This window comes from Microbacterium saperdae (assembly GCF_006716345.1).
Taxonomy (GTDB): Bacteria; Actinomycetota; Actinomycetes; order Actinomycetales; family Microbacteriaceae; genus Microbacterium; species Microbacterium saperdae.
The window spans coordinates 1,623,273-1,642,667 of the sequence record NZ_VFOX01000001.1 but is presented as its reverse complement, the minus strand read 5'-3'; the positions used below and the strand labels follow the sequence as shown (position 1 = coordinate 1,642,667).

Below are 19,395 nucleotides of genomic sequence, written 5' to 3'. Positions count from 1 at the left end.
CTCGGATCATGTCCGGGGGCCTCTTCTCGTAGGTCGGAACCGCTATACGGCCGCCTGCCGGCTGAGCCGGTGCGAGCGCGCATCGCGGAGAGCGGTGATGCGCGGCAGGAACCAGCCGACCAGCGGCCCGATGCCCAGCGCGAAGAGCACCGTGCCGACGCCCACCGGACCACCGAGCAGGAACCCGATGACGAGGACGCTGCCCTCGATGAGCGTGCGCACGACCCAGACCGACCAGCCCGTGCGGCGCACGAGGCCCGTCATCAGGCCGTCCCGTGGCCCCGGCCCGAAGTTCGCGGAGATGTAGAGTCCCGTGGCGAATGCGAGGAGCACCAGACCGAGCAGGAACATCGGCGCCCCGACCCAGATCGATGGAGGCGCGGGGACGACGGCGAGCGTCAGGTCGGCGCTCGGACCGATCAACAGGGCGTTGAGCAACGTGCCGAGTCCCACGCGTTGACGCAGCGGGATCCACAGGAGCAGCACCACGACCGCGACCAGATTGGTCACCACCCCGTAACCGAGACCAGACTGCCCGGCGACGCCCAGCGCGAGTACGTCCCACGGTGAGACGCCGATACCGCCACGCACCATCAACCCCAGCGCGACCCCGTAGAGGAAGAGGCCGAGGAGCAGCTGGAGGCCGCGTTCGCCCAGGTCGCGACGACTGGTCGCGGTGAGGGGGAGGAAGAGGGATCGAAGGTGCATCCCTCCATGGTGGCTCTCGGCTGACGCCCACCATCCAGACCACTGTGCGAGAAGTGGCCTCGTTCACCGAGTCCACTTTGCGGCATGCTGGGAGCATGACCTCTCGACTCGTGCAGCAGCTCGGTGCGCAGAACGTCGCCGGTGCGACGGCCGCGGCGCTGGCCGGACACGTGCGGGCGCTGATCCTCGACGGCCGCCTCACGGTCGGGGAGCGTCTGCCGAGCGAGCGGTCCCTCGCGCTCGAGCTGCGCCGTTCGCGATCCACCATCACTCGCGTGTACGGGCTGCTCGAGAGCGACGGCTACGTGACCCGCCTGCACGGCGGGAGCACACGCGTGACACTCCCGCGCACCTCCATCATCCGGGACTCCTCGGAACCGGATTCCGCGATCGATCTGTCGATCGCCTCGATGGACTCGACGCCGGGCCTGTACGACGCCACCGTACGGTCCCTGCCCCGCCTTGCCGCCCTGCGGGGCACCAGCGGCTACTCGCTGCGCGGCCTCCCCGAACTCCGCGATGCGGTCGCTCAGCGATTCACTCAGCGCGGCGTCGACACATCAGCGGACGAGATCATCATCACCTCCGGCGCCCTGAACGCCTTCAACCTGGTGCTCGCCACGATCGGACGACGCGGTGAGCGCGCGCTCGTCGAACAGCCGACGTTCCCGCATGCTCTGGAGGCTCTGCATCGACACGGCTATCGACTGCTGCCGACGCCGGTCGACGTCGACGGATGGGACGCACGGCACCTGACCGAGGTCCTTCTCGCCGATCATCCCCACCTGGCCTACCTGATCCCCGACTTCCACAACCCGACCGGCGCGACCCTGCCAGACGGCGAGCGGGAACGCATCGCGACCACGGCGCGCAGCGCCGGCATGATCCTGATCGTCGACGAGACGACCTCGGAACTCGACATCGATCGCGGATGGTCACCCCTTCCACTCGCCGCGTACAACCCCCACGTGGTCACGGTCGGATCGATGTCGAAGATCGCGTGGGGCGGTATGCGTCTCGGGTGGATCCGCGCCGAGCGCTCGCTCATCACGCGCCTCCTCGCCGTGCGCCCGTCGTTCGAGCTCGGCACGGCCCTGCTCGAGCAATGCATCGCCGTGGAGCTGCTGGCAGAGATGCCGGCGCTCACCGCCCACGTCCGCGAGCGGCTGCGGGCAGGACGCGCCGCCGTCGCCGCCGGCCTCGATGCGATCGACGGGATCCGGATGCCGCAGACCGTCGGCGGGCTGTCCACCTGGGTGGACCTCGGCGCGCCGGTGTCGACGAGACTCTCCCTGGCCGCGCGCGAGCGCGAGCTCATCCTGCCCCCCGGCCCGCGATTCACCACGGGCGGGGTGCTGGAGCGACGTCTGCGGATCCCGATCACCCTGCCGCCGGAGCGCACGGCCATGGCGATGGAGCGACTGCGACTCGCCTGGAACGACCTGCACGGTGGCGCGGTTCCTCGGCCGGAGGAGCTGCCGCACGCCGCGGTGATCTGAGACGCCGCCGTACCCGCGCAGACGAAGACCCCGTCGCTGTCTCCAGGGGCGGGGTCCTCGTCATGTGGAGCGGGAAAACGTCTTCTCAGCGTCCGGGATGAATCACCGGCATCCGATACTCACGCCTCCCCCGCTCCAGGTCTGTGTGATGGTCGCGAACTAGCCGACCTTGTGGAGCCAGACGACGCGCGCGTCATCGCTGGCATGACGGAACGGCTCCAGCTCTTCGTCCCAGGCGGATCCGAGAGCGATGTCCAACTCCCGCTGCAATTCGAGCGCATTCCCTGCTGCGATCTCCATCGCATAGCGGATGCGGTCCTCGCCGATCACGATGTTGCCGGCGGCATCGGTCTGCGCGTAGTGGATGCCGAGGTCCGGGGTGTGCAGCCAGCGCCCACCGTCGCTACGGGGTGTCGGATCCTCCGTCACCTCGAAGCGGAGGTGCTCCCAGCCGCGGATCGCGGTCGCGAGAGCAGCACCGGTGCCGACCGGTCCATCCCAGTAGAACTCCGCACGGCGAGCACCGTCGAGCACCGGCTGGTCAGTCCAGTCGAAATTCACCGCACGCCCGATAGCGCGACCCACCGCCCATTCCAGGTGCGGGCAGAGCGCGCGAGGCGCAGAGTGGACGTAAACCACTCCGCGTGCGTAAGCCGTCGCCATGATCTCTCCGTTTCATCAGGTGCGTCTTCCCCAACGACCTGAACCACGAAGTGGCGAGATTATGCGGTTGTGGGCCCATTCTCGCCCACCGCGGACGAAATCACAAGCATGTAGTTCCCACGAAGAAGGCCCCGGTCCGGGGACCGGGGCCTTCCTGCTGTGGTGGGCTCGGTGACCGAGAGGTCGGAGCCGGCGAATCCGGGAGGCTCAGGCCTCGCTCATCGCCTGCTTCACCTGCTGGCCCTTGGCGGCATAGTAGGCAGCGCGTGCGGCGTCCTTGCGGGCCTGCTCGGCGTAGCCGTGTTCCAGCACGTCCTGAGCGACCTCGTAGTTGGGGACGTCGTCGGTGCCGTTGTACTTGGCGATGTAGGCGTCGAGCTCCGGGCCCGAGGTCCAGGACGTGATCAGGCAGTAGCGCGGCTCGTCACCGTTGTGGGTCGCGGCGTGCCACAGGCGCTGCGTGTCGACGATGAGCTGAGCGCCGGCCGGAAGAGCGATGCGGTACTCGATGCTCGGGTCGGTGCGGTTCTCGCGCAGGACGAAGTAGCTGTCCTTGTCATCGGTGAGGTTGAAGAACCCGCGCACCACCCAGCCGGTGCCATCCGGGTTCAGACGGTTGTTGTCGTCCTGGTGAAGGTTGTAGAGGCAGTCGCCATAGGGCGTGGGCTGCAGCTCGATCACGCGGCAGCGGCCGACGTTCGCACCCGGCTCCTGCGCCCGACGCGTGAGGTTCGGGGCCTTCTCGGTCTGCGAGTCGATCCAGACGCCGTCCTTGTCGGTGCGCGGTGGCTTGTGGTTCCAGAAGCCGTTGCACTCGATGTCACCGAAGGCGCTGGCGAGCGGAGCGAATCGCGTGTCGCCCGACGACTTCCAGTCGTTGTACTCGATGTCGAGCCATTCCTTGGGGTCGAGCTCCTGGTTGTAGCTGTCGAGGACGACGAAGCCCTTTTCCTCGAGCGCTGCGGATTTGATGTATCCCATGATGTAGGTCATGTCCTTTCATCGGGGGCCAGCACGTTTTAACAGGCCCTGATAAGGCAAGCCTAACAGCGACGCCTGTGCGCCCCTCCGAGGGCCGCCGTGAATAACCGAATAGACTGAATCGGGCGCCCGGCGAGTCCTCGGCGTCCTGCGCTACGGGAGGACGAGACACCAGCATGAGCACCGCCACCAACGTCGAGGCGACAGCAGTCAACACGATCGAGTGGCTCGCAGCCGGTTCCACCACCATCGTCGTCCCCGTGTATCAGCGGCAGTACCGCTGGGACATCGGCGGATGCGAGCGCCTGCTCTCCGACGTGCGCGCCGTCGCCGCCGACGACGATGCGCACCGGCATTTCATCGGGTCGATCCTGTCCGCCCACGATTCCACCGGCGACAGCGATCTGATCCTCATCGACGGCCAGCAGCGCATCACGACGCTCATGCTCCTGGTCGCCGCCCTGCACCACTCGGTGAAGGAGTCGGATCCCGCGCTGGCATCCGAGCTCGAGCGCGTGCTGATCCGGCAGGATGACCCCGCCCGCACCAAGCTGCGCCCGCACGACGCCTGGGCGGAGTTGTACGAGTCCGTCGTGCTGGACCGCCGAGGAGACGCCGATCGCGGGTCGCGGTTCGATGACAACTACGCGTTCTTCCGGAGCCAGATCCATGCGGAGGAGGCACCGTCGGTCTGGCGTGGCCTGCAGAAGCTCGAGCACGTGTCGATCACGCTCGGCGCGGAAGCGAACGCACAGCAGATCTTCGAGAGCCTCAACTCCACGGGCGAACCGCTGCGTGATCACGAACTGATCCACAACTACATCCTGATGGGCCTGACCCACAGCGAGCAGCTCGACGTCGAGGCACGTTTCTGGCTGCCGATCGAGCGGCACACCGGCGAGGCGATCGGCGCGTTCTGGCGCCACTACCTCGTGATGACGACCGGACGCGAAGTCGCCGCGAACGGCGAGCACGGCGTGTACAGCGCCTTCCGCCAGTCCTTCCCGCACGTCGATGTCGAGCACCTGCAAGCGCATGCCGAGGTGTGGCGCCACTATGCGCAGATCTACGGCATCCTGTTGGATCCGGCCCAAGAGAACGATCCTGAGATCGCCCGCCAGCTCCGCCACGTGAACACCTTCGGTCGCGCTGCGTACCCCCTCGTCCTGAGCGTGTACAGCGACTACAGCCGCGGTGTCGCCGGGCGCGCGGAACTCCTCGAGACGCTCGACTGGATCCAGGCGCTCTATCTCCGCCGCGCGCTGGTGAACCTCCCCACCGAACGGCTGATCGCACGGCTGTGCCGTGCCCGCGCGCAGGGTCGCGATTCGCTCGCCCGTGCGCTGGCACGCATCACCCCGTCGGATGAGCGAGTGGGTGCGGTGCTGAAGTACAGCGAACTCCCCCACGCCGCGTATGTGCTCGGGCGGTTGCAGGGCATCGAAGACACTGAAGGCTTCGATATCGAGCACATCGTTCCCCCGGTTCCCGGTGATGCCTGGTCCGGCGACGGGGTGCGGCCCTGGAGCGAGTACAGCGAAGACGAGCAGAACAGCCATCGTGCACTCGCACCGACGCTCGGAAACCTGACGCTCCTCGAGCAACCCCTGACCGAGCGCGTCTTCGGGGCCTCCTTTCCGGTGAAGCGCGATGACGCCTACGCCCGCAGCGCCGTCGCCGCGACGCGAGACCTCGAGAGCGTGCCCGTGTGGGACACGGCCGCCATCACGAGCCGCACGGTCCGTCTCACGGCGGACCTCCTGCGGATCTGGGCCCGCCCCGCGCTCCCCGAGATCGATGATGACGGCCTGACCCCGATCCTGGACGCGGTGCGCCGACGCGGGTGGCCCGCCGGCTGGGAGCGCGAGTTCGACTACGTGGAGTACCGCGGAGAGCGGTGGGAGGTGTACGACGTCAAGCACCTCTTCAATCGCGTGTTCCGGCGGGCGTGGACCGATACCCGCCCCGCGGCCGTCAGCTACTGCGCGACACATGGCGGTCCCGTCTACGACGCGATGGCCTGGAAGGGCCAGTGGGATGCTCTGGACGACACGCACTTCCTCTACATGGGCTGGGACTCCAACTACATGATGAACGCGGTGCAGGGCGTGCTGGATGAGTCCGGCATCGCCGCCGAGGTGTTCGTCAAGTACTCCTACATCGGGAACGTGATGTAGTCGACGCGACCTGCGGACGCCGCAGCGCGGACGCTAGGCTCGATGGGTGAGCACCGTTGTCCGTCATCTGCTGGATCTGACCGTCGAAGAGCACACGCTCACCGTCCCCCTGGTCTGGGGTGACCCCGCCGACAGCCGCACGATCGACATCTTCGCCGCCGTCGTCTCCCGCGAAGGCGGAGAGTCGCTCCCCTACCTGGTGTTCTTGCAGGGAGGCCCCGGACACGAGGCGCCGCGTCCGTTCCACCGTTCCACGGCACCGGCCTGGCTCGACGAGGCACTCGCGCACTACCGGCTGGTCCTGCTGGACCAGCGCGGCACCGGGCGCTCCACCCCTGTCGGCGATGCCGACCTCGAGCGCGGTGCCTCCGCAGTGGCCGAGCACCTGACGCACCTGCGGGCCGATGCCATCGTCCGTGACTGCGAAGCGATGCGCGCGCACCTCGGAGCCGACACCTGGAGCGTGCTCGGACAGTCGTTCGGCGGCTTCACGACACTCGCCTACCTCTCCACGGACAGCGCCTCACTCGAAGACGTCTACATCACGGGCGGACTCAGCGCGATCGGCCGGAACCCGGATGACGTGTACGCCCTCTGCTACGACAAGATGCGCACCGCGTCGGAGCGGTACTACCGGCGCTTCCCCGAGCACCGCGACGTCATGCGCCGTCTGGTCGACCTCGCCGACGCCGGCGAGATCGTGCTCCCCGACGGCGAGATCGTGTCGCCGTCGCGGCTGCGGTCGTTCGGCTCTGCGCTCGGCACGGACGACGGCTGGCAGACCGTGTGGTCTCTGCTGGAGCGCGATCCCGCGTCGAACGCCTTCCGGTACGACCTCATGCACGCGATGCCGTACGACGGTCGCAACCCCCTGTACTTCGCGTTCCACGAGTCCAGCTACGCCGACGGTCACGCGACGGGCTGGTCGGCCGAGCGCACGGAGCCCGTGGACTTCCGGGACGACGTCACGCTCTTCACCGGCGAGCACATCCGCCGCGAATGGACGGAGACCGTGCCGGCGTTCCGGCCCTGGCGCGAGGTCGCACTCGAATTGGCTGAGTTCGAATGGCCGCAGATCTACGACGCGGCGGCCATCGCCGCGTCCGGAGCCACGGGTGCCGCCGCAGTGTACGTGAACGACGTCTACGTGCCGATGGAGTTCTCGCTCGAGACGGCGCGGCTGCTCCCCGGAGTCCACCTGTGGGTCACCAGTGAGCACGAGCACAACGGCCTCCGCTCCGGACCGGTGCTGAGCCGACTCATCGACCTGGCGCAGGGCCGTCGCATCCGCTGAGATCCGATGGGCGCATCACGCTCGACCTCTGACAGACGACGAAGGCCCCGCCACTCCGAGGAGTGCGGGGCCTTCGTGGGACGGACCTCAGTTGGAGGAGCCGCCGAAGCCCTTGAAGCGCTGGTTGAACTTCTCGACGCGACCGGCCGAGTCCATGATGCGCTGCTTTCCCGTGTAGAACGGGTGCGAGGCGGAGGAGATCTCGACATCGATGACGGGGTACTCCACGCCGTCCAGCTCGATGGTCTTGTCGCTCGTGACGGTGGAGCGGGTGAGGAACGTCTCGCCCGAACCGAGGTCACGGAAAACGATGGCCCGGTACTCGGGGTGAATGTCAGTCTTCATGGGATTCCTTAGTTGCTGCCCTGGATTGTGCCAGGGACGAGGGAAGTCTGCGGTGCAGAGAGCACCAAGGATCGATTCTAACAGATCCTCGTCAGGATGCCGCGCGGGCGGCGTAGCGGCCGTCTTCGCTGCTGAGCACGATCGGCATGCCGAAGGCTTCGGTGAGCGCCTCGGCCGTCAGCGTCTCCGCGATCGGACCGGCGGCGACCACGCGACCTTCGCGCAGCAGCATCACATGGGTGAATCCGACCGGAATCTCCTCGACATGATGCGTGACCATGAGCATCGCCGGCGTGCTCGGCGACGAGGCGTAGCCGCTGAGCAACGCGAGCAGTTCTTCGCGCGAACCCAGGTCGAGCGACGCGGTCGGCTCGTCCAGGAGGAGCAGTTCGGGGTCGGTCATCACGGCGCGCGCGATCTGGACGCGCTTCTGCTCGCCGTCGCTGAGGGTACCGAACGTGCGGTCGGCCAGGTGCTCGAGGCGCCAGTCGCCGAGCACGCGCAGCGCGCGCCGCTCGTCGATGTCCTCGTAGCTCTCGTTCCAGCGCCCCAGCACGGAGTACGCGGCGGTCAGGACCGTGTTCAGCACGGTCTCATCGCGGGGAACGCGCTTGGCCATGGCGGAGGAGGCGAATCCGATGCGCGGACGCACTTCGAAGACGTCCGTGCGGCCCATGGTCTCCCCCAGCACGGTGACCGTACCGGAGGTCGGATGCATCAGGGTGTCTGCGAGTTGGAGCAGCGTCGTCTTGCCCGCGCCGTTGGGTCCGAGGATCACCCATCGCTGATCGTCCGAGACCTGCCAGGTCACGTGATCGATGATGTTGCGGCCCTCGCGGCGCACGACGACGTCGGTGAATTCCAGGGCGCTCGACATGCCTCCAGCCTATCGGCTCAGTCGGTCAGCTCGGCGTACAGCGCGCGCGTCGTGTCGGCGATCGCACCCCAACTGAAGTCCCGGCGTGCGCGCTCGCGTCCCGCCGCGCCGTACTCGCGCGCCCGCTCAGGGTCCGAGGTGACCTCGGTGAGCACGGCGGCGAGATCGGCGACGTACCGCTCGGGATCCACGGGCGTCCCGGTGCCGTCCTGCACCTGCTCGATCGGCACCAGCCGACCGGTGACGTGGTCGGCGACGACCTCGGGGATGCCGCCCGTCGCGGTGCCGACGACAGCGGCTCCGCACGCCATGGCCTCGAGGTTCACGATGCCCAGCGGCTCGTAGACGGAGGGGCACACGAACGTCGTCGCGGCGGTCAGGATGGCTGACAGCTCATCGCGCGGCAGCATCTTCTCGATCCAGATGACGCCGTCGCGCGTCTGCTGCAGGAGACGCACTCCCTCCTGCACCTCCGCCATGATCTCGGGGGTGTCCGGTGCGCCGGCGCACAGGACCAGCTGGACCTCTGGCGGCAGGAGTCGCGCGGCCTGGAGCAGATAGGGCAGCCCCTTCTGCCGCGTGATCCGGCCGACGAAGACGACGGACGGACGCTTCGGGTCCATGCCGACCGACTGCAGGAAGGCGTCGTCGTGCACCGGACGCCAACGGTCGACGTCGATGCCGTTGTGGATCACGCGCACCTTGGCCGGGTCGACCTGCGGATAGCTGCGCAGGATGTCGGCGCGCATACCGGCGCTGACAGCGATCACGGCTGCCGCGTTCTCATACGCGAGCTTCTCGATACCGCTGGAGACGGCGTACCCCCCTCCGAGCTGCTCGGCCTTCCACGGCCGCAGCGGTTCGAGGCTGTGCGCGGTGAGCACGTGAGGGATACCGTGAAGCTGCCCGGCGAGGTGACCCGCGAAGTTCGCGTACCAGGTGTGACTGTGCACGATGTCGGCATCCGCGATCGCCGAGACGATCTCGAGATCGGTGCCGAGCGTCTGCAGGGCGGCGTTCGCCGAGGCGAGTTCGGCAGGCGCGCGATACGCGAATGTCCCCGTCTCTTCGCGTGGCGCACCGAAGGCGCGGACACGCACCTCGATGCTCTCGCGCAGCGCCGTGACGAGCTCCGCGACGTGCACTCCGGCACCGCCGTAGATCTCCGGCGGATACTCCTTCGTGATCATTTCAACTCGCATGTCTGAACGCTAGTACAGCGAGCCGGATCGCATCTATGGTGGAGCCATGTCCGCTCCAAAGAAGGTCTTCGGGATCATCCTCGCCGGCGGCGAGGGCAAGCGCCTCATGCCCCTCACGGCCGATCGCGCCAAACCTGCGGTGCCGTTCGGCGGACAGTATCGATTGATCGATTTCGCCATCTCGAACCTCATCAACTCGGGCCTCCGTCAGGTCGTCGTGCTGACGCAGTACAAGTCGCACAGCCTCGATCGGCACATCTCGCAGACCTGGCGCATGTCGGCCCTGCTCGACTCCTACGTGACCTCGGTGCCGGCCCAGCAGCGTCTCGGAAAGCGCTGGTTCTCGGGTTCTGCCGACGCGATCCTGCAGAGCATGAACCTGATCAACGACGAGAAGCCCGACATCGTCGTGGTCATCGGCGCCGATCACGTCTACCGCATGGACTTCCGTCAGATGCTCGAGGCGCACATCGAGTCCGGTGCGAAGGCGACCGTGGCCGGCATCCGCCAGCCGCTCGCGCTCGCCTCGCAGTTCGGCGTGATCGACGCCGACTCGAGCACGGGCCGGATCAAGCAGTTCCTGGAGAAGCCGACGGATGCCGCCGGACTCGAGGATTCCCCGCATGAGGTGCTCGCCTCGATGGGCAACTACATCTTCGACGCGGATGCGCTCATCGCCGCGGTCGAGGCCGACGGGGAGTCCCCCACCTCCGGCCACGACATGGGTGGCGACATCGTCCCGTACTTCGTCGACCGCGGCGAGGCCGGCTACTACGACATGAAGCAGAACGAGGTCCCTGGGTCGTCCCCACGCGACCGTTCCTACTGGCGCGACGTCGGTACGATCGACTCCTTCTACGACGCCCACCGCGACCTGATCTCGACGCTGCCGATCTTCAACCTCTACAACATGGAGTGGCCCATCCACTCGCAGGCGGTCAACTCGCCCCCCGCGAAGTTCGTGCGCGACTCGGTCGGTCGGATCGGGAACGCGATCGACTCGATCGTGTCGCTGGGGTCTGTGCTCTCGGGTACGCATCTGGAGCGCAGCGTCGTCGGCCCCTGGACCCTCGCGGGCGGCGGCTCGACGATCACCGATTCCGTGGTCTTCGATCACGTGCACGTCGGCGCCGGGTCACGGGTGCACCGGGCGATCCTCGACAAGAACGTCGTGTTGGCGGACGGGGCGACCGTCGGCGTCGATCGCGAACGCGATCTGGCTCGGGGCTTCACCGTCACGGAGTCCGGGATCACGGTCGTCGGCAAGGGCGTGTTCATCGAGCGCTGACGCGTCTCACGGTCGATCACACGTCTGCGCGGTCGCTAGGCTCGTTCGCGTGACTGCTGCGCGTTTCCTCGTCGTCCTCGATGCCGACTCCACCCTCATCCGCAACGAGGTGATCGAGCTGCTCGCCGACGAGGCGGGACGGCGTGACGAGGTGCAGGCGGCGACGGAGGCCGCGATGCGCGGAGAGGTCGACTTCTCGACGAGCCTGCGTTCCCGTGTCGCGGCGCTGCGCGGCGTACCGGTCGAGGCGTTCACGCGGGTGCGCGCCCGGATCGAGCCCACCCCCGGCGTGCGCGAGCTCACCGCTGCCGTGCACGAGCGCGGCGGAGTCGTCGGCGTCGTGTCTGGCGGGTTCCACGAGATCCTCGATTCCGTCGCCCCCGACCTCGGGGTCGACCGATGGCGGGCGAACCGGCTCCAGGTGACGGATGGCGCATTGAGTGGCGAGGTCGACGGTCCGATCGTCGACGGCGCAGCCAAAGCCGCGTTCCTGCAGGAATGGGCTGCCGAGCTCGGCGTCCCCTCGCACGCCACGATCGCGATCGGAGACGGGGCGAACGACCTCGCCATGATGGCCGTCGCCGGCCTCGGTCTGGCGTTCAACGCGAAGCCCGCCGTGCGCGCGGCCGCGAGCCTCGTGATCGGTCCGCAGGACCTGTCTCAGGTCATCCCGCTGCTGCCCTGATCGCGGCGGAGGGACTCGCCCGGCCGTGAGTTGACTCTCACACGGTGTCAGACGAGAGCATGGGTTCATGGCCGAGACCACGAATCTCATGACGATCGGTCGATTCAGCTCCCTGAGTCGGCTGTCGGTGCGGATGCTGCGCCACTACGACACGCACGGCGTGCTGGTGCCCGTCGACATCGACGCCTCCAGCGGGTACCGGAGATACTCTGCGGACCAGCTGGTCGACGCGATCGACATCCGCAATCTCCGCGATGTGGGGTTCGGCGTCTCCGCCATCGGCGCGCTCCTCGCCGCCCGCGGTACCCCCGCCTGGCCCCACGCGCTGCGGTTGCAGCGCGAGAGCCTGGTCGAGGAGCAGCGCGCGGCCCAGGGACGGGTATCCCTCATCAATCGATTACTCGACCCAGGAGACAACACCATGTCGATCACCATCCGTCGCACGACGATCCCCGCCATGACCGTCATCGCGCTTCGCGGCACCGTGCCGACCTACTCCGATGAGCATCTGCTGTGGGACCGGATGCTCCCGCTGCTCGATGCCCGCTCGATCATCCCTGTCGAACCGTGTGGTGTGATCGAGCACGACGATCAGTTCACCGACCGGGACGTCGACCTCTCGATCTTCTTCCCTGTCGCTCCGGACACCCGCGTCGAGTCGCCACTCGAGCGGCATGAGCTGCCGGAACGCGACTGCCTGGTCGCTCTCGTGGAGGGATCCTACGATCGGATCACCGAAGCGCACGACCTGATCAGCGCCCGCATCGTGTCCGACGGCGTGTCCGCACGAAGCGACGGGACGCTCGCCGCCAAGGCGTTCAACCGATACCTCGTCACTCCTTCGGATGCCGACGAGGACGGCCTGCTGACCGAGGTGTGCGTCCCGCTCGCCTGACGCTCGTCCGCCCTCCGCGGCATGACGTCCCGGTGCCGACCGTCGCGATGCGGCCGGTGCCGGGGCGCGCGTCGAGCACCGTCGCGAATGTCGGAGGACAGCGCTAGCGTCGGTTCATGGACATCATCCTGATCCCCGGACTCTGGCTCGACGCATCCAGTTGGGACGAGGTGATCCCCGGGCTCGAAGCGGCAGGGCACCGCGTGCATCCGCTGACGATGCCGGGCCTCGGCACGCCGGCATCCGAGTCCGCCGAGATCGGCATCGCCGACTGGGTCGACTCCGTCGTGCAGGTCGTCGACTCCCTGCCGGACTCATGCATCGTGGTCGGGCACAGCGGCGGAGGGAATGTCGCGTGGGGGGTCGCCGATGCGCGTCCCGGTCGCGTCTCGCGCGTGATCTTCGTCGACACGGTGCCTCCGCCTTCGGGGTTCGGCATCAGCGAGTTCACGGTGCGCGACGGCGTCATCCCCTTCCCGGGGTGGGATTACTTCCCCGATGAAGACGTGCACGACCTCGACGAGGAGACCCGCGAGCGCACCGTGCCCCTGACATCGAGCGTGCCCGCACGCGTGCCGACCGATCAGATCGTGCTCGCGAACCGCGCTCGCTACGACGTTCCCGTGACGCTGCTCATGGGAGGACTCGATCAGGAGGCGTTCGAGGCTCAGATCGACCAGTGGGGACCGTACGCCGACGAGTTCCACGCCATCGCGGATGCCGAGGTGGTGCGCATCGGCTCAGCGCACTGGCCGCAGTTCTCGGTGCCCGCGCGTCTGACCGAGCTTCTCAACGCGGCCGTCGCGCGCTGAGAGGAGGTACGTCGCGAAGACGGCTCAGTGCCCCATTCCGAGTCCACCGTCGACGGGGATGACCGCCCCCGAGATGTAGCCGGCATCGTCGCCGGCGAGCCAGGTCACGACACCGGCGACCTCGTCCGGCGTCGCGAAGCGCCCGGCCGGGATGTTGGCCTTGTACTGCTTCTGCGTCTCTTCCGGCAGCTCCGCCGTCATGTCGGTCTCGATGAAGCCCGGTGCGACGACATTCGCGGTGATTCCGCGGCTGCCGAGCTCACGGGTCAGCGACCGGGCGAACCCGACGAGCGCGCTCTTCGAGGCCGAGTAGTTGACCTGACCGGCAGAGCCGTAGAGCCCGACGACGCTCGAGATGAGGATGACGCGGCCGAAACGAGCACGCAGCATGCCCTTCGACGCACGCTTGACCACACGGAACGTGCCGCCGAGATTCGTCGCGACCACGCTGTCGAAGTCGTCCTCGGTCATCCGGAGCAGGAGCGTGTCCTTGGTGATGCCCGCATTCGCCACGACGATCTCGACGGGGCCGAGCTGCTGCTCCACCTCGGTGAACGCGGCGTCGAGCGCGGCGGCGTCTGTGACATCCGCGCGCACGGTCAGAGTTCCCTCGGGCCCTTCACCGCTACGAGCGGTGACGGCGACACGGTAACCGTCTCGCACGAAGCGCTCGGCGATCGCGCGGCCGATGCCGCGGTTGCCTCCGGTGACGAGGACGACACGCTGAGCACTCATGGGTAACACTCCTGATCTGACTGAAGGACGACGGAAGAGTCGACCTCGATCCTATCGAGCATGCCTCCGGCGAGCGTTCTGAGGGACGTTTGACAGATACCGGCCATGCTGAAACGCTGAGTGCGACGAAAGGGCACCACCATGAGCGACGACAGCACTCCTCCCTCCGCAGGCGCGCAGCCGCTCACGCCGCCGCCCGTACCCCCCGCACCTCCGGCGCCTCCCGTCGCTTCCCCCGCGGCACCGCCCGCCTACCCCGCGCCTCCGGCCTACCCGACCACCGCGCCGTCGACACCGCCTGCGCCCACACAGGCATACCCCGGGGCCGCCCCGACGTACGGCCAGGCACCCGCCGCGCCGGCATACAACGCGCCGGCACAGCCGGGATATGCGCCCGGATACCCCGCAGCGCCGCCGCCGCCGCAGCAGCAGCAGGTCTACGGAGCACCCGCCCCACAGCCCGGCCCCTACCCGGTCTACGGCGCTCCCACGTATCCGCTGGCCGCTCCCCGCCCGACAAGCGGGCTCGCGATCACCTCTCTCATCTGCGCGATCGTCAGCGTCATCTTCAGCTGGCTCCTGCTTCCGATCCTGGCCGCGATCGCCGCCGTGGTCACCGGTCACATGGCCCTGAAGCAGACCAGGAACAACCCTGCGATCGGCGGACGCGGCGTGGCCTTCGCCGGCCTCATCATCGGCTACATCATGCTGGGCTTCCTCGCTCTGGGACTCATCTTCATGATCATCAGCTTCGTGGCTTTCGGGGCCTTCAGCCTGCCCTTCATCTTCAACAGCTGAACGTCCTCATCGGCACGCCGCGAGGCCGCCACCGGCGTAGGCTGGAGGTATCGTGAAGAGCAAGCGCGCCATCCCCGCCGTCACCTCCCTGCCGCAGTCGCCGCAGGCCGAGGGCGACCATCGTGTGCGCCGCTACGCCCTCACCATGACGATCCGCATCATCTGCTTCGGGCTGATGGTGTTCATCCAGCCCTACGGCTGGTACACCTGGATCTTCGCGATCGCGGCGGCAGTACTCCCCTACATCGCCGTGGTGTTCGCGAACGCCGGCAGCGACAGCACCGAGACCACGGCAGAGTCCCCCACTCTGGAGGTCGAGGCGCCGCGCCCGTATGTCGCCCCTCTCGACGAAGCCGGCCCTGCGGTGTTCCGCATCGATGAGAGCCGGCGGGACGAGTCGTGACCGAGATCGAATGCTCGCGTGCCGGCTGCCGGAACGCGGCGACGCACCATGTCGTCTGGCGCAACCCCCGCATCCACCCTGTCGACCGCGAGAAGATCTGGCTCGCGTGCGATGAGCACGTCACGTTCCTGCATGACTACCTCGCCGCACGAGACTTCCCCGTCGCCGTACGAGAAGGCGTTCCTGCATGAGTCGACGGATGATGCGGTGGTGCGTCTACGTGCTGATCGCGATCGGTTTCGCCATCGCGTGCGTGTTCCTGTCCAACTGGCAGTTCGACCGCAACGAGACGCGGTCGGAGCAGATCGCGCTCGTGGAGCAGAACTACGACGCGGATCCTGTCCCCCTGTCCGATCTGATCGGCGCCGATGGGCAGCTCTCCCCCGGCGATGAGTGGCACCCGGTGATCCTCCGCGGCGAATACCTCGCGGACCAGCAGCTGCTGGTCCGCAACCGGCCGCACGGCGGTACGAGCGCGTTCGAGGTGCTGGTGCCGTTCCAGGATGTCGACGGACGCGTGTTCATCGTCGACCGCGGCTGGGTCCCGCCGGGTGACGGCGACTCCCCCGACTCCGTGGCGAGCCCGCCATCCGGCGAGGCGGAGGTCATCGTCCGGCTGCGTCCCGGCGAGCAACTCCCTGCATCCGGTCGCGGCGCTCCGGAAGGTCAGGTTCCGACGATCAACCTCCCGTCGATCGCGAAGCTGGTCGACGGCGACGTGATCACCGGCGCCTACGGCCAGCTGGTCAGCGAAGATCCCGCCGCGGCGAACGCGCTGGGTGGGTTCTCCTCGCCCACCGACGACCCCGGCCCGCACCTGTCGTACGCGATCCAGTGGATCCTGTTCGCCATCATGGGCTTCGTCTTCATCGGCTACATCATCCGCACCGAGATCGTGAAGCATCGTGAAGAGGTCGAGGGCGTGCCGACACCGGTGAAGAAGTCTCGTCGCCGCGACAAGGACGCCGATGTCGAGGATGAGCTCCTCGACGCGAACGTCTGACCCCGCCTCCCTGCGCCGCGCTGATCAGCCGCGCGTGAACTCGTGCGTCCACCCGTCCCCGTGTGGGGCGTAGACCACACGCGTGTGTCGGCGATCCCTCGAGCCCTGCCAGAACTCGATCCGGCTCGGAACGATCCTCCACAGCACCCAGTCTCCGTCGGACACATCCGCGCGCGCAGCAGCCGAGCGAGCGGCGAGATCGGCGGCGCTCTCCTCCGGAGTCGCCTCCACCACGTGGCCGCGCACGCGCACCGCACGCACCTGCGGCTGCCACCAGAAGTTCAGAGCCGCTGCGGGCGAGTCGACGAGCTGCCGGGCCTTGCGGGAAGACCTCGTGCTCGCGAACGCCCACCCCTGCTCATCGATCCGCTTCAGGATGAGCGTGCGCGCATCGGGAACGCCGTCGGCGTCCACGGTCGCCAGCGTGACGGTGTGCGGCTCGGCGACGCCCCCGGCCGCCGCGACCCGCAACCAGGTCGCGAAGAGCGTGGTGGGATCGTCCGGTAGTGCGTCCAGGTCCCACTCCGGGCTGGTTCCTGTGAGGGCATGTCGCCCCCGCAACCACTCGTTGATCGGGAGAGCGTCGAGATCCGATTCGTCGTGAGTCACCCTCTCGACTATGCCACGAGAGGACGCGCGGTCAGGCGAGCTCGATCAGGTCCTGATACTCCTGGCTCCAGATGTCCTCGACACCGTCGGGAAGGATCAGCACGCGCTCGGGGTTGAGCGACTGCACCGCGCCGGGATCGTGGGAGACCAGGACGACCGCGCCCTCGTAGTGCGCCAGGGCACCGAGGATCTCCTCGCGGGACGCGGGGTCCAGGTTGTTCGTCGGCTCGTCGAGGAGCAGCAGGTTCGCGGACGAGACGACCAGCGTCGCGAGCGAGAGACGCGTCTTCTCACCACCGGAGAGCACCCCGGCGGGCTTGAGCACGTCATCGCCCGTGAACAGGAACGAGCCCAGCACCTTGCGCGCCTCGGTCTCCGTGATGTGCGGAGCAGCGGAGACCATGTTCTCCAGCACCGAACGGTTCACGTCGAGGTTCTCGTGCTCCTGGGCGTAGTACCCGACCTTGAGGCCGTGCCCGGGCTCGAGCTGTCCCGTGTCCGGCTGGTCGACACCCGCGAGCATCCGGAGCAGCGTCGTCTTTCCGGCACCGTTGAGTCCGAGGACCACGACCTTTGAGCCACGGTCGATCGCGAGATCGACGTCGGTGAAGATCTCCAGCGAACCGTAGGACTTCGACAGACCCGACGCCATCATGGGCGTCTTGCCGCACGGAGCGGGCTTCGGGAACCGCAGCTTCGCGACGCGGTCTTCCTGACGCACATCATCGAGTCCGGCGAGCATCTTCTCGGCGCGGGCCACCATCTGGTGGGCGGCGGCCGCCTTCGAGGCCTTCGCCCCGAAGCGGGCGGCCTGCAGCTGCAGGGTCGTCGCCTTCTTCTCGACGTTGGCGCGCTCCTTCTTGCGGCGCTCCTCGTCGGCCACCCGCTGGCGCAGGTAGTTCTTCCAGTTCATGTTGTAGGTGTCGATGATCTGACGGTTGGCGTCGAGGTAGAACACCCGGTTGACGGTCTCGCCGACGAGCTCCACATCGTGGCTGATGACGATCAGCCCACCCTTGTAGCCCTTCAGGAACTCACGCAGCCACACGACGCTGTCGGCGTCGAGGTGGTTGGTCGGCTCGTCGAGGATCATCGTCTGCGCATCCGAGAACAGGATGCGTGCGAGCTCGATACGACGGCGCTGTCCACCCGAGAGGGTAGAGAGCGGCTGGTCGAGGATGCGGTCGGGCAGAGAGAGGTTGTGCGCGATCGAGGCTGCCTGCGCCTCGGCGGCGTAGCCGCCCTGCGCCTCGAACTGCTCCGTCAGCTGTCCGTAGCGCTTCATGGCCTTCGCCGCCACGGCAGGGTCATCCGACCCCATCTCGAGCGAAGCCTCGGTCATGCCGAGGTTCAGCTGACCGAGTCCACGGGCATCGAGGATGCGGGTGCGCGCGAGGTCTTCCGGGTTGCCGGAACGCGGGTCCTGCGGCAGGTATCCGAGCTCCCCCGAACGGGTGACCGTTCCGTCTGCCGGCAGCAGATCGCCGGCCAGCACCTTGGTGAGAGTCGTCTTCCCGGCGCCATTGCGACCGACGAGCCCGATCTTGTCGCCATCGGCGACGCGGAACGAGACGTTCTCCATGAGCAGGCGTGCGCCCACGCGGATCTCGAGGTCGTGCACGGCGAGCACAGCGGATGTCCGTTCTTTCGGGTGGAAGTCGGCCGAGGGGCCAGCCTCCCAGTATAAGCGGGTCGGGCTGGGCGCGGACCGCCCGCGCACTCAGGAAGATCAACCCGGAGAGTGAGGGCGTCGATACCGGAGAGGGATGCTCCCACCGGCGCCTCTTCCATAGCGTTCAGGGGTGGATGTCATCAACGAGCTCATCATGCAGGCCGTCGCCTCGCCCTGGCTGTACCTGGTCCTGTTCGGGGTGACGATCCTCGACGGCTTCTTCCCTCCGGTTCCGAGTGAGACCGTGTTGGTCGCGGCCGCTGCAGTGGCCGCATCCACCGGGGGTGCCGATCTGCTCCTCCTCGGCGCCATCGCCGCACTCGGTGCCGCGATCGGCGACAACATCGCCTTCCTGATCGGCCGCAAGGTGGGCACGACACGATTCGCGTGGATGCGCCGGCCGCGCGTCGTGACGGTGTTCACCTCCGCGCAGCGCGCTCTCGAGAATCGCAGCGCGGTGCTGATCCTGGGCGCCAGGTACGTGCCGGTCGGACGCGTGGCCGTCAACATGTCTGCCGGTGCTCTCGGGTTCCCCTGGCGTCGCTTCCTGCCGCTCAGCCTGATCGGCGGGCTCAGCTGGAGCGCCTTCAGCCTGGCGATCGGGTTGCTCGCCGGATCGTGGGTCAAGGGACAGCCGTTGCTGAGCGCAGCGCTGGGCATCGCGATCGCGCTGCTCGTCGGGCTCGTGATCGATCGCGTCGCGGCCGTTCGGCGCCGCCGTGTCGCCGCTCTCCAACTGGCAGGATGAC

At 67.8% G+C, this 19,395-nt stretch carries 21 protein-coding genes; 12 read left to right on the top strand and 9 right to left on the bottom strand.

Annotation, left to right across the window (positions count from 1 at the left end):
* Positions 1-42: 42 nt before the first annotated feature.
* Complete coding sequence (yczE, locus tag FB560_RS07765) at positions 43-708, bottom strand: membrane protein YczE (protein WP_141871834.1); 666 nt, start codon at positions 706-708, stop codon at positions 43-45.
* A gap of 95 nt (positions 709-803) precedes the next feature.
* Here yczE and FB560_RS07760 point away from each other — a divergent pair, with 95 nt between their 5' ends.
* Positions 804-2,207 carry an aminotransferase-like domain-containing protein gene (locus tag FB560_RS07760; RefSeq protein WP_141871833.1) on the top strand — a complete coding sequence of 468 codons (1,404 nt, stop codon included), beginning with the start codon at positions 804-806 and terminating at the stop codon, positions 2,205-2,207.
* A 159-nt stretch (positions 2,208-2,366) separates the two neighbouring features.
* Here the strand turns inward: FB560_RS07760 and FB560_RS07755 are convergent, their stop codons facing one another.
* A complete protein-coding gene (locus FB560_RS07755; RefSeq protein WP_141871832.1) occupies positions 2,367-2,870 on the bottom strand; it encodes a DUF3145 domain-containing protein in 504 nt (167 codons plus the stop codon).
* 207 nt (positions 2,871-3,077) lie between these two features.
* Positions 3,078-3,851 (bottom strand): hypothetical protein, encoded by a 774-nt coding sequence (locus FB560_RS07750; RefSeq protein ID WP_141873166.1) that lies wholly within the window; start codon positions 3,849-3,851, stop codon positions 3,078-3,080.
* A 176-nt stretch (positions 3,852-4,027) separates the two neighbouring features.
* Between FB560_RS07750 and FB560_RS07745 the strand changes: the two genes are divergently transcribed.
* Together FB560_RS07745 and FB560_RS07740 are read left to right on the top strand one after the other, a co-directional pair.
* The gene (locus FB560_RS07745; RefSeq protein ID WP_141871831.1) at positions 4,028-6,028 is read left to right on the top strand and encodes a DUF262 domain-containing protein; all 2,001 of its coding nucleotides are present in this window, start codon (positions 4,028-4,030) and stop codon (positions 6,026-6,028) included.
* A 46-nt stretch (positions 6,029-6,074) separates the two neighbouring features.
* Entirely contained in the window at positions 6,075-7,322 is a 1,248-nt protein-coding gene (locus FB560_RS07740; RefSeq protein ID WP_141871830.1) for an alpha/beta fold hydrolase, read from the top strand.
* Positions 7,323-7,409: 87 nt separating this feature from the next.
* Here FB560_RS07740 and FB560_RS07735 read toward each other — a convergent pair whose 3' ends face one another.
* The 3 genes from FB560_RS07735 to glgA form a co-directional block, all read right to left on the bottom strand.
* On the bottom strand, positions 7,410-7,667 hold the full coding sequence (locus FB560_RS07735) for a type B 50S ribosomal protein L31 (protein WP_141871829.1): 258 nt from the start codon (positions 7,665-7,667) through the stop codon (positions 7,410-7,412).
* Between the two features lie 91 nt (positions 7,668-7,758).
* Complete coding sequence (locus tag FB560_RS07730) at positions 7,759-8,544, bottom strand: ABC transporter ATP-binding protein (protein ID WP_141871828.1); 786 nt, start codon at positions 8,542-8,544, stop codon at positions 7,759-7,761.
* A gap of 17 nt (positions 8,545-8,561) precedes the next feature.
* Positions 8,562-9,746 (bottom strand): glycogen synthase, encoded by a 1,185-nt coding sequence (glgA, locus tag FB560_RS07725; protein WP_141871827.1) that lies wholly within the window; start codon positions 9,744-9,746, stop codon positions 8,562-8,564.
* Between the two features lie 46 nt (positions 9,747-9,792).
* Here glgA and FB560_RS07720 point away from each other — a divergent pair, with 46 nt between their 5' ends.
* The 4 genes from FB560_RS07720 (at position 9,793) to FB560_RS07705 (ending at position 13,426) form a co-directional block, all read left to right on the top strand.
* The gene (locus FB560_RS07720; RefSeq protein ID WP_141871826.1) at positions 9,793-11,034 is read left to right on the top strand and encodes a glucose-1-phosphate adenylyltransferase; all 1,242 of its coding nucleotides are present in this window, start codon (positions 9,793-9,795) and stop codon (positions 11,032-11,034) included.
* Between the two features lie 49 nt (positions 11,035-11,083).
* Positions 11,084-11,719, top strand: a complete 636-nt coding sequence (gene serB / locus FB560_RS07715) for a phosphoserine phosphatase SerB (RefSeq protein ID WP_141871825.1) — start codon at positions 11,084-11,086, stop codon at positions 11,717-11,719.
* Between the two features lie 67 nt (positions 11,720-11,786).
* Positions 11,787-12,614, top strand: coding sequence for a MerR family transcriptional regulator (locus FB560_RS07710; protein ID WP_141871824.1), 828 nt, complete (start codon positions 11,787-11,789; stop codon positions 12,612-12,614).
* A gap of 116 nt (positions 12,615-12,730) precedes the next feature.
* Positions 12,731-13,426 carry an alpha/beta fold hydrolase gene (locus FB560_RS07705; RefSeq protein WP_141871823.1) on the top strand — a complete coding sequence of 232 codons (696 nt, stop codon included), beginning with the start codon at positions 12,731-12,733 and terminating at the stop codon, positions 13,424-13,426.
* Between the two features lie 24 nt (positions 13,427-13,450).
* Here the strand turns inward: FB560_RS07705 and FB560_RS07700 are convergent, their stop codons facing one another.
* On the bottom strand, positions 13,451-14,161 hold the full coding sequence (locus FB560_RS07700) for a beta-ketoacyl-ACP reductase (protein WP_141871822.1): 711 nt from the start codon (positions 14,159-14,161) through the stop codon (positions 13,451-13,453).
* Positions 14,162-14,302: 141 nt separating this feature from the next.
* On the opposite strand from FB560_RS07700, the gene FB560_RS07695 reads away from it, so the two are divergent.
* Genes FB560_RS07695 through FB560_RS07680 form a run of 4 tightly spaced genes read left to right on the top strand, consistent with a single transcriptional unit; the run spans position 14,303 to position 16,365 of the window.
* Positions 14,303-14,959, top strand: a complete 657-nt coding sequence (locus FB560_RS07695) for a DUF4190 domain-containing protein (RefSeq protein ID WP_141871821.1) — start codon at positions 14,303-14,305, stop codon at positions 14,957-14,959.
* A 52-nt stretch (positions 14,960-15,011) separates the two neighbouring features.
* Positions 15,012-15,362 carry a DUF3099 domain-containing protein gene (locus FB560_RS07690; protein ID WP_141871820.1) on the top strand — a complete coding sequence of 117 codons (351 nt, stop codon included), beginning with the start codon at positions 15,012-15,014 and terminating at the stop codon, positions 15,360-15,362.
* Complete coding sequence (locus tag FB560_RS07685; RefSeq protein ID WP_141871819.1) at positions 15,359-15,553, top strand: hypothetical protein; 195 nt, start codon at positions 15,359-15,361, stop codon at positions 15,551-15,553. The genes FB560_RS07690 and FB560_RS07685 overlap by 4 nt, the downstream gene beginning before the upstream one ends.
* The gene (locus FB560_RS07680) at positions 15,550-16,365 is read left to right on the top strand and encodes an SURF1 family cytochrome oxidase biogenesis protein (protein WP_141871818.1); all 816 of its coding nucleotides are present in this window, start codon (positions 15,550-15,552) and stop codon (positions 16,363-16,365) included. Before FB560_RS07685 ends, FB560_RS07680 begins: the two co-directional genes overlap by 4 nt.
* Before the next feature lie 24 nt (positions 16,366-16,389).
* Here the strand turns inward: FB560_RS07680 and FB560_RS07675 are convergent, their stop codons facing one another.
* Both FB560_RS07675 and FB560_RS07670 read right to left on the bottom strand, forming a co-directional pair.
* Positions 16,390-16,974 (bottom strand): pyridoxine/pyridoxamine 5'-phosphate oxidase, encoded by a 585-nt coding sequence (locus tag FB560_RS07675; RefSeq protein WP_407662550.1) that lies wholly within the window; start codon positions 16,972-16,974, stop codon positions 16,390-16,392.
* Between the two features lie 31 nt (positions 16,975-17,005).
* Complete coding sequence (locus tag FB560_RS07670) at positions 17,006-18,604, bottom strand: ABC-F family ATP-binding cassette domain-containing protein (RefSeq protein ID WP_141871817.1); 1,599 nt, start codon at positions 18,602-18,604, stop codon at positions 17,006-17,008.
* Between the two features lie 172 nt (positions 18,605-18,776).
* Here FB560_RS07670 and FB560_RS07665 point away from each other — a divergent pair, with 172 nt between their 5' ends.
* Entirely contained in the window at positions 18,777-19,394 is a 618-nt protein-coding gene (locus tag FB560_RS07665; protein ID WP_141871816.1) for a DedA family protein, read from the top strand.
* The last annotated feature ends 1 nt before the right edge of the window (position 19,395 follow it).